This window comes from Pseudomonas sp. Ma2-10 (assembly GCF_054330215.1).
This window is the reverse complement of the sequence record NZ_JBTEYL010000010.1, coordinates 76,182-94,589: the sequence shown is the minus strand read 5'-3', so window position 1 is coordinate 94,589 and position 18,408 is coordinate 76,182. Positions and strand designations below refer to the sequence as shown.

Genomic DNA, 18,408 nt, shown 5'->3' with positions numbered 1-18,408 from the left:
CCTGGTGCGCCAGATCACCGAAATGACCTCGCAACTGACCGGGCTGGTGAATCAGGTCTCCGACCAGGCGCAGCGCTCGGATCAGGCCATGGAGCGTCAGCGTCACGAGACCGATCAGGTCGCCACAGCGATCAACCAAATGTCCGCCGCTGCTCAGGAAGTGGCGAAAAGCGCGCAAAACGCCGCGGTGGCTGCCCAGCAGACTGACGAAGAAGGCCAGGCTGCCAAGCGCGTGGTGGCTGGCAGCATCGTGAAGATTCATGCGTTGGTGGACGATATTCGCAGCAGCGGCGTGTCTCTGGACAGTCTGCAAAAAGACGTGTCGTCGATTGTCAGCGTACTCGGCGTGATCCGTTCGATCGCCGAGCAGACCAACCTGCTGGCACTCAACGCGGCAATTGAAGCCGCCCGTGCCGGTGAAGCCGGTCGTGGTTTTGCCGTGGTGGCCGACGAGGTTCGGGCGCTGGCCAGTCGCACGCAAATCAGTACCCAGGAAATCCAGGGCATGATCGATCGCTTGCAGGCCGGCACTCAGTCGGCGGTAGAAGCGATGCGTCGCTCCAGCGAGGCCGGTGACGGCACTTCGGCTCAGGCCAACGAAGCGGGCGCATCGCTGGACACCATGGCCCAGTTGATCGGCACCATCAATTCGATGAACGCGCAGATCGCCAGCGCCGCCGAAGAGCAGACCGCCGTGGCTGAAGAGATCAACCGCAGCGTGCATCAGATCGCCGTGGCCGTGGACAGCGTTGCCGACGAAACCCAACTTGGCGCCCAGACCTCCCGCAGCCTGGCCGATCTTGGCCAGCGCCTGGGCAAACTGGTGGGTCAGTTCCGCATCTAGTGGCGACGCATTCCTTGTAACCGCTGACGCTGATGTTGTCGCCACGCCGAGCGGGAGACTGACGATGAGTGTCTCGCGTTGGCGTGGCTGTTCATGTATCGCAGCAGTACCCGGCAGGGCTGACGCAAGCTCCTACACTGATGGTACGGGTCGCATGTGCGAAACCCGGACGACCACAACCAATCAATGGAGTCAGACTCATGATCGACAGTGAAGGTATCTGCGACTGCCCTAAATGCGCCTGCAAACTGGGCGAACATCCGATCGCGCGCCACGGCAAGCACTATTGCTGTGAAGCCTGCGCCAAGCACCACGAACATGGCGAGGAATGTACCAGCAAGGGCTGCAAGTGCGCCCAACGCTGACCACTCATCGCAAAAAAAGTGGAGCCTGATCGGGCTCCACTTTCATTTCATTTCAATTCGTCGGCCGCCACTTCACATTCTCGACCCCGAATTTCTCCGCCATCGGCTTACTGGTTTTTTGCACCTTCTCTCGGCCAAAGCGAGGGATTCGTCCGACCCCCGCGTCGCAACTTGCCCAGTGCCAAGCCTCTGCGTTATCCATCTTGTCCAGGCGGATGATGAAAGACTTGGGCGCGCCATGAAGGGTGTATTCAATGACGAAAAGTTTTGCGTTGTTCATATAGCCCGTATTCCTCCCTGTGGTAATACAAGGATCGCTGGCGTTACAGAAAATTCAGTCGGATTGTCAGATGGATGCCGCCAGTGGCGATAAGGCCGGTGACGCGCACCTATCCGCGTGGCTTGTACATCGAGCCGCATGAGCATGCCTGGGGTCAGTTGCTGTATGCAATGAGTGGGGTGATGTGGGTCGAGACGCTCTATGAAACGCTGGCGGTGCCGCCGGGTGCGCCCCACGCAACAGATGCGCAACATCTACTTGCGGCCCTCATTGGCGGCGACGCTGGACGACACGGTACAGGTGATCGAAGTCGGCGTACTACTGCGTGAGCTGAACGTCGGGCTGGTGGCGCAGAGCGACGATGGCGCGGATTTCTGGTCGTGATTTCGCCGGTGTAGTGGTTGACGGTCCGCAGGCGTTGATCGGTCAGGACGTCTGGGGCGCTGGCCGTGAACTGGGCTTTTCGCCGACGGCGCGCACGCACAATTCGTCAAGCGGCCGGCCCTGGCGCTGTATCGCAAGCGCGGCTCGGTGGTGGGGATTAACTCGTTGCTTTACGGCGTCCAGGCGTGTGCGGCGATGCTTGATCAGTTCGGCACGATCTTCGATCAGGGCTTGTTTGAATCGCCGTTGGAGGAAGGGCCAGCGCGGTATGCCAAGGTGAGTCAAGGCAGTGGTGACAAGGTGATTTTGTACTGTCAGGTCAAACCCCGGGAACATGTGCCCAGGGCCTGCAAAGCTGTCTTTTTGGTCAAGCACCAATTTACTGCATTGAATTGTTTCAAGCCCGGGCCAGAGCCTCGTGTACCGAAGTATTAAAGTTTTAATGTAATTAAGCCGCCGGATTTGCGGGAGTCTACTAACGTGTATCGGGAGTGACACGGTTTTGTAAACCGTTGCAGTCTTGATTCGCGTGAAGGTTCAAGACGAGGCCATGATGGTCTCAGTGACACGCCCTTCAAGGAAGAAAGGTTCAACCACGTAAAGGACTTGCCCGTGGACTTGATATCCGTCATCGCCCCGATTTCACGCGTTACCTCTCTTTTTCTTGTTATTCGCCTCGGTATCATCGGAGTGGCTGTCAGCCTTGCCAGCACTCAGGTGGCGGCTTCCTGTTTACCGGGCAGCCCGGCGGCGGGCGGGACGGTGACCTGTACCGGCATGCCGTCGTTGCCGTTGTTTCTCAACACCTTTTCCAGTGCGGTGAATGACCTGACCGTCAACGTCGGGTCCGCCGCGCAACTGAACGCCACCCTGGGCGGGCAGGTGCTGAACCTCACGGGTAACAACATCACGCTGAACAACGCCGGGCTGATTGACCCCGCCTTGCTGGGCGCGGTGACCGTGTTGAGCGCGGGCGCGGTGATCGGCAACGCGGGCGCGTCGGTGGTGAACATCACCAACGCCACCACTGGCATCATCCGCGGTACCGGCGACTTGCTCGGCCTCAACCTGGCCAGCCTGAGCGGCATGGCGTTGAACATCAACAACAGCGCCGGCGGCAGCACCAACATCGTCAACAACGGCACCCTCGGCTCGACCGCTTTTCTGAATTTGACGCTGTCCTCCGCCGACACCCCGATCGTGGCGGCGCGTGGCGGCGCCCAGGTCAACATGACCAACGCCGGCACCATCAACGGCCGGATGGCCTTTGAAGCGTCGGCCAGCGGCAATACGTTCATCAACGCCGGCTCCCTCTCCGGTGGCGTATCGATGGGCGAGGGCAGCACCAACACCTTCACCGCGATTACCGGTTCGACTATTTCCGCCGGGGGCGGCATTGGCCTGGCACTGGGCGGATTGATCGGCGTCAACCTGACCTTCGCACCGACCGGCCTGATCGATGGCGGTGCAGGGGGCATCAACTCGTTGATCCTGCAAAACCCGATCGGCAGCGGCGGCGGTACCTCTGGGGTTGGCGTTGTTTCGAGCGCCAACTACGTCAACTTCAACAACCTGACAGTCAACAGTGGCACCTGGACCCTGCAAGGTCCGCTGATTACCGGTAGCACCACGCTCAATGGCGGTATCGCCCAGTTCAACAACAGCGCGACCTTCGGTAGCGGCGTGCTGACTTCCAATGGCGGCGGGTTACAGGCCAGCAGTGGTGGCTTGTCGTTGAGTAACCTGATCAACCTCGGCGCCAGCGGCCTGCAACTGCTGGGCACCAACGCCATCACCCTCGGCAACGTGGTGAGCGGTAGCGGCGGTATCACCAAAAACGGCACCGGCCAACTGACTCTCAACGGCGCCAACACTTATGTGGGCGGCACCACCCTCAACGGCGGCTCGGTGGAACTGGGCAACAACCTGGCGTTCAGTACCGGCACGGTGACCGTGAGCGGTTCGACTGTCTTGCAGGCGCCGGGCACCGTGACGCTGAACAATGTCATTGTGCTCAACAGCGCCGTCGGCACCTCCGGCGCCGGCAACCTGACACTGGCGGGGCTGATCAGTGGCGCGGGCGGTATCTCAATAAACGGCAGCGCCACCCTGGCGCTGACCGGCAATAACGCTGGCTATACCGGCAACACCAACCTGAACGCTGGCACCCTGAGCCTGGGCAACAATAATGCCATCGGCAGCGGCGCGCTGAACGTCAACGCGGCTGCGAGCCTCAACACCACCACCGGCGTCATGCTGAACAATTCGGTTGCGCTGAACGGCAACCTGACTGTCGTGGGCAGCAACGCGCTGACCCTCAATGGCCTGATTTCCGGCTCCAGCAGTTTGATCAAGAATGGCTTGTCGACCCTGGCCCTGGGCGGTAACAACACCTATCTGGGCCCTACCGAGCTGAACGCCGGTGCGCTGCTCCTGGCGTCCAACACCGCGTTGGGGAGCGGTGCGCTGAACACCTCGGCCGGCACGTCCCTCGACACCAGCGTCGCGGTTACTTTGGCCAACGCGGTCAATCTCGGTGGCGACTTGACCTTCGGTGGCACCCAGGCGTTGGGCCTGACCGGCGCCATCAACGGCGCGGGCGGACTGATCAAAAACGGCAGCGCCGCACTGAGCCTCAGCGGCAGTAACGGCTACGCCGGCGACACCACATTGAACGCCGGCACGCTGATTCTCGGCTCCAACTCGGCACTGGGCCTGGGCAACTTGAACACCGCGGCGGGCACCACACTGGAGGCCAGTTCCAGTATTGCGGTGACCAACGCGGTGAACACCACCGGTAACCTGAACATCGGCGGCACCGCCAACCTGACCCTCGCAGGCGTGGTCGGTGGCACTGGCAGCCTGATCAAGAACGGCACCGCCAACCTGACGCTCAACGGCGCCAATACTTTCCTTGGCGCCACCACCCTGAATGCGGGCACCCTGACCGTCGGCAATGCCAATGCCTTGAGCAGCGGTGTGCTGACCGTGGCCGGTGCCGCTACGCTGGACAGCCGCACGGGTGTCGCCATCGCCAATGACATTGCGCTGAACGCCGACCTGACGGTTGGCGGCAGCAACCCGCTGACCCTCGACGGCGTGATCAGCGGCACCAACCAGTTGATCAAGAGCGGCGCGGCCAACCTGGCGCTGAATGGCATCAACACTTTCCTGGGCGGCACTACGCTCAATGCCGGCAGCATCTCCGTCGGCAACACCGCCGCACTGGGCACCGGCACCCTGTCCGTGGGCGGGGCGAGCACGCTAACCGCCAGCTCGGCCCTGACCCTCAACAATGCAATCACCCTCAATGCCAACCTGACCACCGGCGGCGCCAATGCGCTGACCCTCGACGGCCTTATCGCCGGCGCTGGCGGGCTGATCAAAACCGGCGCTTCCAGCCTGACCCTCACGGGTGCCAACATCTACACAGGCACCACTGCGCTGACTGCCGGTTCGCTGATTGTCGGTTCCAATAGCGCACTGGGCACCGGTACGTTGAACGCGGCCAGTGGCACGACGCTGGATGCGAGCACCGCAACCACCTTGGCCAACGCGGTCAACCTGGGCGGCACCCTGACCCTCGCGGGCACTAATGCGCTGATCCTCAATGGCGCCATCGGCGGTAGTGGCGGCCTGATCAAAAACGGTGCCGCCGACCTGACCCTCAACCACGCCAACAACTACCTCGGCGCCACCGCGCTGAACAGTGGCAAACTGATCGTCGGCGCCAACGGTGCCTTGGCCGGCGGTGCGTTGGATGCGGCGGCCAACACCATCCTCGACAGCAACACCGCCGTCAGCCTGAGCAACCAAGTGAACCTGGCCGGTGCCTTGACCATCGGCGGCACGGCCGACCTGACCCTGACCGGGCAGGTCAACAGCGCCGGCAGCCTGGTGAAAAACGGAACGGCCAATCTTGTCCTCAGCGGTGCTAATGGCTTCCTCGGCGGCACCACCCTCAACGCCGGCACCCTGACGGTCGGCAACGGCTCGGCACTGGGTCTGGGCAACCTGACCGTTGACGGCGCAGCAACTCTGGACAGTAATGCCCCGGTCAGCCTGGGCAACAACGTGGCACTGAATGCCGACCTGACGGTCGGTGGTACCCAAGGCCTGACGTTGGGCGGGGTGATCAGCGGCACTAATCAGCTGATCAAAAATGGCGCGGCCAACCTGACCCTTAATGGTGTCAACACCTATCAGGGCGACACCACCCTGAACGCCGGCACCCTGACCTTGGGCAACGGCGCGGCACTGGGCTCCGGCGCGTTGATCGTGGGCGGCACTTCAACGCTGGACAACAGCACAGCCTTGACCGTGGCCAATGCCTTGACCCTGAATGCCGATCTGAACATGGCGGGTAACCACAACCTGAACCTCGTAGGCGTCATTGATGGCGCAGGGGGCATGAACAAAAACGGCCTGGCCGACGTCGCCCTCAGTGGCAACAACACCTTCACCGGGGCCCTGAACATTTTTTCCGGCAGCGTCACCGCCGCCAGCACCGGCGCATTGGGAAACACCTCCGGCGCGAACATCAGCGCCGGCGCCAGCCTCAACCTGGGCACTAACGCCAGCCTTGCCGGCCTCAACGGCAGCGGTGATGTGCGGATTGGCTCGGGCAACACCTTGTCGGTGGGCGGCGTCAGTACCACCAGCACCTTCGACGGGGGGCTGACCGGACCTGGCGGCTTGACCAAAATCGGCACCGGCACCCTCAACCTCACCGGTATCAATGGCCTCACCGGCAACACCCAGGTCAACGGCGGCACCCTGGACCTCAGCGGTTCACTGGGCAGTGCCAACGTCGGCGTCAGCAATGGCGCGACCCTGACCGGTACCGGTTCGTTGCTGGGCGCGTTGAACGTGGCCAACGGCGGTCACCTGGGCTTGAGCAGTGGCAACACCTTGTCGGTCGGTTCGCTGACCCTGAACAGCACCTCCAATATGGACGTCGCCCTCGGTGCACCGTCCACCCTCTCGCTGCTGAACATCGGCGGCAACGTTACCCTGGACGGCAACCTGAACGTCTCCGACGCCGGTGGTTTCGGCATCGGCGTTTATCGCCTGATCAACTACACCGGCAGCCTGCTGAATCTGGGCATGAACCTGGGCGCCATCCCGGTTGGCTTCACGCTGGCGGACCTGGCGGTGCAAACGGCGGTCGGCAACCAGGTCAACTTGCTGGTGACGGCGCCTAACGTGAACCTGCGGTTCTGGGACGGCAGCCAGACCTTGCCAAACGGCACGGTGGACGGCGGCACCGGCACCTGGAATGCCGGCAGCACCAACTGGACCTCGGTCGATGGCTTGACGAATCAGACCTGGGCCAGCGACTTCGCAATCTTCCAGGGCACGGCCGGCAACGTGACGGTGCTCGGGACACAGACCTTTAACGGTATGCAGTTCGTCACTGACGGCTACAACGTGTTGACCGGTGCGGCAGGGCAACTGACTGCGGTGAACGGCACAGGCGGTACGGCGGCGATCCGGGTTGATCCGGGCTCCACGGCAACCATCGGCGTCGGCATCAACGGCGCGGCCACCCTGGCCAAACTCGACAGCGGTACCTTGGTGCTCAACGGCGCCAACAGCTACACCGGCGGTACGTTGCTGAATGGCGGCACACTTGTCGTAGGCAGCAACACGGCACTGGGCAGCGGTTTACTGACCACCGCGGCGGGCGTCACCCTGGACAGCAACGCCGCCGTCACGCTGGGCAATGCCGTCGACCTGGGCGGTAACCTGAGTCTCGCGGGCTCGAATGCGCTGACCCTCAACGGCGCGATCAGTGGTGCGGGTGGTTTGGTCAAGGCGGGTGGGGGCAACCTGACCCTGGGTGGCAATAACAGTTTCCTCGGTCCGGTCGCACTGAGTGCCGGTGGCCTGATTCTGGCTTCCAATTCGGCACTCGGTGCCGGTGCGCTGAATGCTGCCAACGCCACCACCCTGGACGCTGCTTCTGCGGTCACCGTCAGCAACATGCTCAACCTGGCCGGCAACCTTGGTATCGCTGGCAGCGCAGACCTGACCCTTAATGGCGCGGTCAACGGCGCGGGCAGCCTGAGCAAAAACGGCGCGGCCAATCTGATCCTGAACGGCTTCAACGGCTTCCTCGGCGGCGTCACCCTGAACGCCGGGACCCTGACGGTCGGCAGTGCTTCGGGTCTGGGCCTGGGTAATCTTACGGTCGCCGGAGCCTCGGCGCTGGATAACAACACGGCGCTGAACCTGGCCAACAATGTCGTCCTGAACGCCACGCTGACGGTCGGCGGCAGCAATGACCTGACCCTCGGCAACGCGGTCAGTGGCGCCGCAGGCCTGATCAAGAATGGGGCGGCTAAACTGATCCTCAACGGCGTTAATACCCTGCAAGGCGATACCACCCTGAACGCCGGCACCCTGACCCTCGGCAACGCCGCGGCGCTGGGCACTGGCGCCTTGACCGTCGCCGGAGCCTCCACACTGGATAACAGTTTGGCGCTCAGCCTGGCCAACGACGTCAATGTCAACGCAACCCTGAACGTGGCTGGCACCAATAACTTGACGTTGGCGGGTATCGTCGGCGGCGCCGGTACCCTGAGCAAAAATGGCGCGGCAGACCTGACCCTCAGCGCCAGCAACACCTTCAGCGGCACCTTCGATGTCCTCGACGGCAGCTTGAGCACCACCACTGCCACAGCCCTGGGCAACAATGCGGGGGTCAATCTGGAGGCGGGCACCCGCCTCAATCTCGGCGCTTCCGGCAACCTCGCCAGCCTGACCGGCAGTGGTAACGCACTGGTCGGCGCCGGCAATACGCTGAGCATCGGCGGCAACAATGCGAGCAGCACCTTTGACGGTGTGCTCAGCGGCAGCGGTCTGCTCGACAAACTCGGCAGCGGCACCTTCAACCTCACCGGCATCAGCAGCCTGACCGGCGACACCCGCATCAACGGCGGCACGCTGAATGTCAGCGGTTCGCTGGACAGTGCCAGCGTCGCGGTCAACAGCGGCGGCACACTCACCGGCAGCGGTAGCCTCACGGGCGCAGTCAATGTCGCGGATGGTGGTCACGTCGCACTGGCCACCGGCAGCACCTTGTCGGTGGGTTCACTGGCCTTGAGTGGCAACTCCACTCTTGATGTCGGGCTCGGTGTGCCGGTGTCGGGTGGTGGCAATGCGCTGATCAATGTCGGCGGCAACCTGACCCTCGACGGCACCCTGAATGTCAGCGACATCGGCGGCTTCGGTAGCGGCGTGTATCGCATCATCAACTACACCGGTGCCTTGATCGATAACGGTCTGCTGGTCGGCAGTGTGCCGGGCAGCGTAACGCCGGGGAATTTGCAAGTGCAGACCGCCGTGGGCAGCCAGGTCAACCTGCTGGTCACCGCGCCGAACACCACGGTGCAGTTCTGGGACGGCGCGCAACTGGTCGGTAACGGCGCGATCAATGGCGGCAACGGCACCTGGGGCAGCGGCACCACGAACTGGACCAATGTTGACGGCACCACCAATCAGGCGTGGGCCAACAGCTTCGCAGTGTTCCAGGGCCCCGCGGGCAACGTCACCGTCGACGGCGCGCAAGTCATCACCGGCATGCAGTTTGTCACCGACGGCTACAGCCTGCTGAAGGGTACGGCGGGGCAATTGACGCTGGCCAATGGCGCTTTGGGCAATGCGACCGTTCGGGTCGATCCGAACGCCACCGCTACTGTCGGTGTAGCCATCGACGGCACCGGCACCCTGGGCAAATACGACACCGGCACCCTGGTGCTCAATGCGGCCAACAGCTACACCGGCGGCACAGCGCTGAACGGCGGCAAACTGGTCGTGGGCAACAACGGCGCCTTGGGCAGCGGTGTATTGACCGCCGCCAACGGCACGGCACTGGACAGCAACACCGCCGTCAGCCTCGCTAACGCGGTGGTGCTGAACGGCGGGATGAATGTCGTGGGTTCCAACGCGATGACCCTTGGCGGTGTCATCAGCGGCGCCGGCAGTCTGACCAAAAACGGAGCTTCAAGCCTGACCCTCAATGGCAGTAACACCTACTCGGGCGGCACGCAGTTGAATGCCGGCTCATTGCTGCTCGGCAACAACAGCGCCATCGGCACCGGCGCACTGGGCGTTGGTGGTAGCGCACAACTGGACAGTGCGGCAGCCCTGCAATTGGCGAATGCCATTCATCTTGACGGGCAGTTGAGCCTGGCCGGCACTCAGAACACCACCCTCAGTGGCGTGATCGCGGGCACCGGCAGTCTGGTGAAAAACGGTAATGGGGCGTTGTTACTCAACGGCGCCAATACCTACAGCGGCGGGACCACCCTCAATGGCGGCACCACGCGTGGCAACAGTAGCGGCCTGCAAGGCACCATCCTCAACAACGCCGCACTGACCTTCGACCAAACCAGCAACGGCAGCTACACCGGCAACCTCACCGGCAGCGGTACGCTGAGTAAAATCGGCACGGGCGACCTGTTATTGACGGGCACCAACGGCTTCACCGGCAACACCAACGTCCAGGCCGGTTCGTTGCTGGTCAACGGCACGCTCGACAGTGCCAACGTGAATGTGGCGAGCGGTGCAAAAGTGGGTGGCAGTGGTCAACTCGGCGGTGCGGTGCAACTGGCCAGCGGCGCGACTCTAATCGGTGGCGGCAACGCCACGCCGCTGTCGGTCGGTTCCCTGGCCCTGTCTGCGGGGACTAACCTGGACTTCAGCCTAGGCTCGGCGAGCCGTTCGGCAAATGTAGTCGACGTCGCCGGCAACCTGACCCTCGACGGTACGCTGAACATCAGCAATGCCGGCAGCTTCAGCACGGGTGTTTATCAACTGTTCCGCTACGGCGGCAGCCTGGCAGACAACGGCCTGGACTATGGCTCGTTGCCGAGCGGGGTGTCTCCAGCAAGCCTGACCCTGCAAACCGCGCTGGCCAATCAGGTCAACCTGCTGGTGCAAAGTGCCGCGGGTGAAGTGCAGTTCTGGAACGGTGGCAAAACCAATGCCGATGGCCGCATCGTTGGCGGCAGCGGCATATGGGGCCCGAGTACCAACTGGACTGACGCAAGCGGCAACACGAGCCTGGGTACGAACCGTCGATTCGCGGTGTTCGGCAGGCAGGGCGGCACCGTGACCGTCGTCGGTAATCAAGGCTTCACCGGGCTACAGTTCCTCGACAACGGGTACCGCCTGGTTCAAGGCACCGCCGGCAGCCTGACCCCGATCAACGCGGCCGATGGCAGCCTGGCCGATGTGCGTGTCAACGCGGGCGTTACCGCAGAAATCGCGGGGCCCCTGGTGGGCACTGGCGGGATCGAGAAACTGGATTCCGGCACCTTGGTACTGAGCGGCGCCAACACCTACAGCGGCGGTACCACCGTCAGCGGCGGTACGCTGGTCGGTAACACCAGTAGCCTGCAGGGCCGCATTCTGAACAATGCACGGGCACTGTTTGCCCAGGCCCGCAACGGTTTTTTCAACGGCGTACTGAGTGGTACCGGTGATCTGGTCAAACAAGGCGCGGGAACGCTGTTGCTAGAGGGCGATCATCCGTTCAGTGGCACCGTAGAAGTCGAGCAGGGCCTGTTGGTGGTCGGTGATCGACTGGCAACATTGGGCGGGCAAGTCACGGTGTTCAATGGCGCCGCCCTGGCCGGTAACGGCAGCGTCGGTTCAGTGGTCAACCATGGGGTATTTACGACCGGCACGAACGGAAAAATGCTGAGGGTGGCGGGCAACATGACCAACGCATCGGATGGTGGGCTGGTGCTGACGCTCACCTCGCCGACCCTTACGCCGTTGGTGGTGGGTGGCACCGCGACCCTCGATGGCAGCCTGGTGGTGAACAACCTTGTGCCATTCACCGGCAACGCCACCTACGCGCTGATCACGGCGGACGGGGGCGTCAACGGCACGTTCAGCAGCACCGATCTGCCGGACACCGCCTTCCTCGACACCTCGCTGGTGTACCGCGCCAATGAAGTCGATCTGGCCGTCAGCCGCAACCAGACATCCTTCGTCGATGTCGCGGCCACTGGCAACCAGCGCCGCACAGCCTCGGCGCTGACCCGCAATGGCGTTGCCGGCGCGGCGCTGCAGAACGAAATCGTCAACCTCAGCAGCGCCGGTGCCCGTGCAGCGTTCGACAGCTTGTCCGGGGAAATTCACGCCAGCACCGCCAGCGCCATACTTGAAGACTCGCGTTACCTCCGTGACGCCGTCAACGACCGCATGCGTCAACCGTCCTGCAGTGGGCCGCAAGATCCACGCCGGGCCCTGGCACCGAGCGAAAATCGCCTGAGCAGCGGCGGTTGCCACGGCGAAATGGTCGGCTGGATGCGTGCCCTCGGCGCCTGGGGCCAGATGGATGGCGACAGCAACAGCGCCAGGCTGGATCGCAACCTCAGCGGCTTCATGCTCGGCACCGACAAACAGATCGACGATCAATGGCGTGCCGGGATGGCGGCCGGTTACACCCGCAGCGACCTGGATGCCCAAGACCGTCGTTCTGACGCCACGGTCGATAGTTACCACCTGGCGGCGTACCTCAACTCGCAGTTCGACGCTTTGGCCGTGCGCCTGGGCGCCGCGTATAGCTGGCATGACATCGAAACCAAGCGAGACGTCAGCGTCGGCACCTATAACGATCGGTTGGAGGCCCATTACGACGCACGCAGTGCACAGGTGTTCGGTGAGGTGGGTTACGCCGTCGAAGCCGCCGGCATTGCACTGGAACCGTTTGCCGGTCTGTCCTACGTCAACTACAACAGCGAGACCGCCCATGAAAAAGGCGGAGTGGGACGCCTGAAGGCCGACGCTGATCAGGACATCACCTTCTCCACCCTCGGGCTACGCGCCGGTAAAGTCATCACCCTGGCCAACGGCGGGCAATTCACCCCGCGTGCGGCCATCGGCTGGCGCCATGCGTTCGGTGATACCGAACCGGACGCCAACCTGAGCTTCGTCGATGGCGGCGCCTCGTTCAGCATCCTGGGGGTGCCGATTGCCAAGGACAGCGCACTGCTGGAAGCGGGCGTCGACTTCCAGATCAGCCCGACCGGTAAACTCGGTCTCGGCTATTCGGGGCAGGTGTCGAGTAAAAATGAAGACCATGCGATGACGATCAGCTTTAGCCTCGGTTTCTGATTATGGTCGAAGTGCTGTAGCCGCCCGTAAGGGCGGTTTTTTTCACGTGCGTCTTACGCAACCAATGCTCTGCTAGAATCGGCCCATTTACCCCACTAGGTGCACCCCATGAGCGAGCCGATTCGTCTGACCCAATACAGCCACGGCGCAGGATGCGGTTGCAAAATCTCTCCCCAGGTATTGGAGGTGATCCTGGCCGGCAGCGGGGCGCAGAACCTTGACCCGAAACTCTGGGTCGGCAACGCCTCGCGCGATGACGCGGCGGTATACGCCATCGATGAAGAACGCGGTGTGGTGTCGACCACCGACTTCTTCATGCCGATCGTCGACGACCCGTTCGATTTCGGTCGCATCGCCGCCACCAATGCCATCAGCGACATCTACGCCATGGGCGGCGATCCGTTGATGGCGATTGCGATCCTCGGCTGGCCGGTCAACGTACTGGCACCGGAGATTGCCCGGGAAGTGATTCGCGGCGGGCGTTCGGTCTGCGATGACGCGGGGATTGCGTTGGCCGGCGGGCATTCCATCGACGCGCCGGAACCGATCTTCGGCCTCGCCGTGACCGGTCTGGTGGAAAAGCGCCATATGAAGCGCAACGACACCGCCACCGCCGGTTGCCTGCTTTACCTCACCAAACCGCTGGGCATCGGCATCCTCACCACCGCCGAGAAAAAGGGCAAGTTGCGCCATGCCGACATCGGCCTGGCCCGCGACTGGATGTGCACCCTGAACAAACCGGGCAGCCGCTTCGGCAAACTCGAGTGCGTCACCGCGATGACCGACGTCACCGGTTTCGGCCTGCTGGGGCATTTGGTGGAAATGGCCGACGGCAGCAACGTGACCGCTCGCATCGAGTACGACCGGGTACCGCGTCTGCCGGGTGTCGAGTACTACCTCGACCAAGGCTGCGTGCCGGGCGGGACACTGCGCAACTTCGACAGCTACGCTAGCAAGCTTGGGCGTCTTCAGGAACTGCACAAGCGTGTGCTCTGCGATCCGCAGACCAGTGGTGGGCTGCTGGTTGCGGTCACCCCCGAAGGCAACGAACACTTCCTCAAAGTAGCCGCCGAACTGGGCCTGACCCTTGAGCCGATCGGTGAACTGGTCGAGCGACAGACGAACGCGGTTGAGGTGTTTTGATGTCAGTCGAATTCACCGATTACCGCGACATTTTCCACAACGACCGACCGATGATGGATGCCCGCGCGCCGGTCGAGTTTCTCAAAGGTTCATTCCCCGGCGTGATCAACCTGCCGCTGATGAATGACCAAGAGCGGCAACGGGTTGGCACTTGTTACAAACAACACAGCCAGCAAGCGGCCATTACGCTGGGGCACCAGTTGGTGTCCGGCGAAATAAAAGCCGAGCGTATCCAGGCCTGGGCCGATTTTGCCCGGGCTCATCCTGATGGGTATTTATATTGTTTTCGCGGCGGTTTGCGTTCGCAGATCGTTCAGCAATGGCTCAAGGACGAGGCGGGCATCGACTATCCGCGAGTGGGTGGCGGCTACAAGGCCATGCGCACCTTCTTGCTCGACACGATCGATCAGGCGGTTGCGCAGTGTGATTTCGTCTTGCTGGGTGGCATGACCGGCACCGGCAAAACCGAAGTGCTCACGCAGTTGCGCAACGGGCTGGACCTTGAAGGCCACGCCCACCACCGTGGCTCCAGTTTCGGTAAACGCGCCACAGGCCAGCCCTCCAACATCGATTTTGAAAACCGTCTGGCCGTGGACATGCTGAAGAAGCGCGCCCACGGCATCGAACAGTTTGTACTGGAAGACGAGAGCCGCGCGATCGGCTGTTGTGCGCTGCCGTTGCCGCTGTATCAAGGCATGCAGCAGTTTCCGATGGTCTGGCTGGAAGACAGCCAGGAAGGGCGAGTTGAACGGATCCTGCGCGATTACGTGGTGGACTTGTGTGCCGAGTTCATCGCCGTGCATGGCGATGAAGGCTTCGCGCTGTTTTCCGAGCGCTTGCTGGAGAGCCTGAACAATGTGCAGAAACGTCTGGGCGGTGAGCGCCATCGGCGGATGCTGATTTTGATGGAAGACGCCCTGGTGGAGCAGGCGAACAGCGGATCAGTGGACTTGCACAGAGGCTGGATCGAAGGACTGCTCCGCGAGTATTACGACCCGATGTATGCGTTTCAGCGCGAGCAGAAAGGGGCTCGCATTGAGTTCGCGGGGGAGCAGGCCACGGTGCTCGAATACCTGCGCGAGCGGATTAGTCAACGAGGTTGATGGTGTTTTTTCCGACGATGAGGCCCTTGCAGACGCTATAAAACTTAAAGCATTGCCGTCCCTTACGTCGGACAAGTCTGGCGCCCATTATCCAGACCTTGCTTGTAGGCGTGGCTCTGCACCCTGGCCTTGCCGTTGTGCCAGGTCAGGGTGAGCACGTACAGCGAGTCGTAGTCGCTGGACTCCCAGTCATCGGTGATGTTCTGTTTCTTGCCGACGGCTTCTTCAGCGACTTTGTTGATCAGCTCCGGCAGGTAGCCGTGGGACCAGGCGGTGTAGACGATCGAGTTGTGATACTTGTCGTGGAGCAATTCATCGGCCAGGTCGCTGGTGTCGTTGGCCGAGAAGTCGATGTTCACCGGCAAACCAAGCTTGATCGCGCTGGGGCTGATGGTCATCAGGGGGCGGATGTAACTGTAGGAATTGTCCAGTTCGCCTTCCTCGACATTGCGTGTCGGGTTGGCGGCAAACACATAGTTGGCCTTGCCGAATTTTTCCGGCAGCAAGGTGGCCAGGTCGATGGCGCGGTTCAGGCCCTGGCAGTTGAGCTGGCCGAGGCCGCCTTCGGGTTTTTCCGCGTGACGCAGGAACACCAGCGTCTGGGTGCCGTCCGCCGGTTGGGCTCGGCTTTCGCTGGACTCAAGGGACAGGAACAGCGCGCTGATCGCCAATAGGGAAGGCAGGGCAACATACGTGCGATGCTTGAAGCGTTTGGCGAATTTCAAAAGGTTCATCATTTGAATAGGTGAATCTCAGCGCATTCGGTTAAGGCTGACAAACCTTTACACCGCGAGCTCCCAGCTTCGGGTGTTTTCCATGTCGTTGGGCCGGTTCGTTTCCGAAAGGGCAATGCTCAGAGTCCCCTGAAGCCCATTTGGTTCGATCCGAGCGAGTGCGCAGCACTGTAGCGGCAACCTGAGATGGGTTGGAGCAGAGGTTATCGACAGAATGTTGCGGATTTATGGACACGGTACACGTGTCGGCGCCACTGACAGGCTGCGATCTTTTGATCTTGCGCATCAGCAACATTGATACGCCAAAAAACCTCAGCCTTTGCCAGCCCCTACATTATGATCAGTGGGCATCGAGGACTTCACGAACGTCACGCGTGTGCTGGAGCGCTTTCTGGCCCGGGCTGGACATTCCCAAGTCAAACGCTTCGATTTGATCAAGACCAAGGCAGGCCATGCACTCATTCGATTTCAAGCAAGTAGATGTCTTCAGCCGTGTAGCGCTCAAGGGCAATCCGTTGGCAGTGGTGTTCGGCGCCGATGAACTCAGTGATGAGCGCATGGCGTCGTTCGCCAGATGGACCAACCTCAGCGAAACCACATTCATACTCGAACCGCGCGATCCTCGGGCCGATTATCGCGTGCGGATCTTCACCACCCTGAACGAATTGCCGTTCGCCGGTCATCCGACACTGGGCACCTGCCATGCGTGGCTGGAGGCCGGTGGCGTGCCCAAGGGCGAAGAGATCATTCAGGAGTGCGGGGTGGGGCTGGTGCGGGTGCGTCAACAAGGGGCAGAGCTGGCTTTTCTCGCACCGCCATTGCTCAGAACCGGCCCGGTGGAGGCGGATGTGGTGGCGCGGGTGCGGCGGGGGCTCGGGCTGGAATCGGGGGCGATTGTGCGCACTCAGTGGGTCGACAACGGTGCCGGATGGCTGGTCGTGATGGTCGACGATCGCCAGCAGGTGCTGGACCTGCAACCGGATCATTCGCAAATGCTCGGCCTGGCCGTCGGTGTCATCGCGCCATGGCACCCCGAGCGCGATGGTGATGACGCACAGTTCGAAGTGCGAGCGTTCATCTCCGGTGACGGCATGCCGGAAGACCCCGCCACGGGAAGCCTGAACGCCGGGATTGCCCAATGGTTGCTCGGCGAAGGACTGGCGCCGGCGTCCTATGTGGTCAGCCAGGGCCTGGCCATGGGCCGCGCCGGACGCATTCAGGTCGAGCAAGTGGGCGACGAGATCTGGATCGGCGGCGCGGTGGTGACCTGCATCAGCGGAACCTTGACCCTGTGAACTGTGCTGGATACGGGTGATTATTGCCGGACCGGTAAGGGCTTATTCCGCGTCTGAGGTTTGTGCCCCGCGCCTTGCAGGGCATAAGCTTCGCCCCCTACGACTTTCGTCTCGTCCTCCGTTTTTCAGGAAACCCTCATGTCCAGTCAGTTCCCCGAAGCACGTCCACGCCGTCTGCGCCGCAATGCGAGCCTGCGCAGCCTGTTCCAGGAAACCGAGTTCAGCTTGAACGACCTGGTGCTGCCGATTTTCGTCGAAGAAGAGATCGACGACTTCGTACCGATCAAAAGCATGCCCGGCGTGATGCGTATTCCGGAGTCGAAACTGGCAGGCGAAATCGAGCGTTATGCCCGGGCCGGGATCAAGTCGGTGATGACGTTCGGCGTGTCGCACCATTTGGACGGCAACGGCAGCGACACCTGGAGCGACAACGGTCTGGTGTCGCGCATGTCGCGCATTGCCAAGGACGCGGTGCCGGACATGATTGTGATGTCCGACACCTGCTTCTGCGAGTACACCGACCACGGCCATTGTGGTGTGCTGCACAACCATGAAGTCGACAACGACCAGACCCTGATCAATCTCGGCAAACAAGCGGTGGCCGCGGCCCGTGCCGGTGCCGATGTGATCGCCCCGTCGGCCGCCATGGACGGGCAGGTTCAGGCCATTCGCCGGGCGCTCGATGATGCGGGTTTCAACCAGACCGCAATCATGGCCTATTCGACCAAGTTTGCCTCGGCGCTCTACGGTCCCTTCCGTGAAGCCGGCGGCAGCGCGCTCAAGGGCGACCGCAAAAGCTATCAGATGAACCCGATGAACCGCCGCGAAGCCGTGCGCGAATCACTGATGGACGAGCAGGAAGGCGCCGATGCGCTGATGGTCAAACCGGCTGGCGCGTACCTGGACATTATCCGCGACATCCGTGAAGCCTCGCGTTTGCCGCTGTCGGCGTATCAGGTGAGCGGCGAGTACGCGATGATCAAATTCGCCGCGCAGGCCGGGGCGATCGATGAGGCTCGCGTGGTGCGTGAGAGCCTTGGCGCGATCAAGCGGGCGGGGGCGGATCTGATCTTCACTTACTTCGCGATGGACCTGGCGCTGGCCGGGATCTGACGGTCTAAGCCGGA

The 18,408-nt window shown here is 62.2% G+C and carries 9 protein-coding genes and 2 pseudogenes; 9 read left to right on the top strand and 2 right to left on the bottom strand.

Annotated features, from left to right (window positions below):
- Positions 1-22 precede the first annotated feature (22 nt).
- Positions 23-844 carry a methyl-accepting chemotaxis protein gene (locus ACXPVS_RS14535; RefSeq protein WP_371922184.1) on the top strand — a complete coding sequence of 274 codons (822 nt, stop codon included), beginning with the start codon at positions 23-25 and terminating at the stop codon, positions 842-844.
- A 200-nt stretch (positions 845-1,044) separates the two neighbouring features.
- The gene (locus ACXPVS_RS14530) at positions 1,045-1,209 is read left to right on the top strand and encodes a metallothionein (protein ID WP_458510552.1); all 165 of its coding nucleotides are present in this window, start codon (positions 1,045-1,047) and stop codon (positions 1,207-1,209) included.
- A gap of 52 nt (positions 1,210-1,261) precedes the next feature.
- On the opposite strand, the gene ACXPVS_RS14525 is transcribed toward ACXPVS_RS14530, so the two are convergent.
- On the bottom strand, positions 1,262-1,489 hold the full coding sequence (locus tag ACXPVS_RS14525) for a DUF6555 family protein (RefSeq protein WP_458510551.1): 228 nt from the start codon (positions 1,487-1,489) through the stop codon (positions 1,262-1,264).
- Between the two features lie 74 nt (positions 1,490-1,563).
- On the opposite strand from ACXPVS_RS14525, the pseudogene ACXPVS_RS14520 reads away from it, so the two are divergent.
- The 5 genes and pseudogenes from ACXPVS_RS14520 to mnmH form a co-directional block, all read left to right on the top strand.
- Positions 1,564-1,858: pseudogene (locus ACXPVS_RS14520) on the top strand (AraC family transcriptional regulator); the annotation flags it as partial.
- Positions 1,848-2,182 (top strand): annotated as a pseudogene (locus ACXPVS_RS14515) (quinone oxidoreductase family protein); the annotation flags it as partial. The pseudogenes ACXPVS_RS14520 and ACXPVS_RS14515, both read left to right, overlap by 11 nt.
- A 303-nt stretch (positions 2,183-2,485) precedes the next feature.
- Positions 2,486-13,006, top strand: coding sequence for an autotransporter-associated beta strand repeat-containing protein (locus tag ACXPVS_RS14510; RefSeq protein ID WP_458510550.1), 10,521 nt, complete (start codon positions 2,486-2,488; stop codon positions 13,004-13,006).
- A gap of 108 nt (positions 13,007-13,114) precedes the next feature.
- Positions 13,115-14,149 (top strand): selenide, water dikinase SelD, encoded by a 1,035-nt coding sequence (selD, locus tag ACXPVS_RS14505; RefSeq protein ID WP_458510549.1) that lies wholly within the window; start codon positions 13,115-13,117, stop codon positions 14,147-14,149.
- On the top strand, positions 14,149-15,252 hold the full coding sequence (mnmH, locus tag ACXPVS_RS14500) for a tRNA 2-selenouridine(34) synthase MnmH (RefSeq protein WP_458510548.1): 1,104 nt from the start codon (positions 14,149-14,151) through the stop codon (positions 15,250-15,252). The genes selD and mnmH overlap by 1 nt, the downstream gene beginning before the upstream one ends.
- 62 nt (positions 15,253-15,314) lie before the next feature.
- Here mnmH and ACXPVS_RS14495 read toward each other — a convergent pair whose 3' ends face one another.
- Positions 15,315-15,989 (bottom strand): histidine phosphatase family protein, encoded by a 675-nt coding sequence (locus ACXPVS_RS14495; RefSeq protein WP_458510547.1) that lies wholly within the window; start codon positions 15,987-15,989, stop codon positions 15,315-15,317.
- Positions 15,990-16,438: 449 nt separating this feature from the next.
- Here ACXPVS_RS14495 and ACXPVS_RS14490 point away from each other — a divergent pair, with 449 nt between their 5' ends.
- A complete protein-coding gene (locus ACXPVS_RS14490) occupies positions 16,439-17,281 on the top strand; it encodes a PhzF family phenazine biosynthesis protein (protein WP_458510546.1) in 843 nt (280 codons plus the stop codon).
- Between the two features lie 138 nt (positions 17,282-17,419).
- A complete protein-coding gene (gene hemB / locus ACXPVS_RS14485) occupies positions 17,420-18,394 on the top strand; it encodes a porphobilinogen synthase (RefSeq protein WP_458510545.1) in 975 nt (324 codons plus the stop codon).
- Positions 18,395-18,408: the final 14 nt, after the last annotated feature.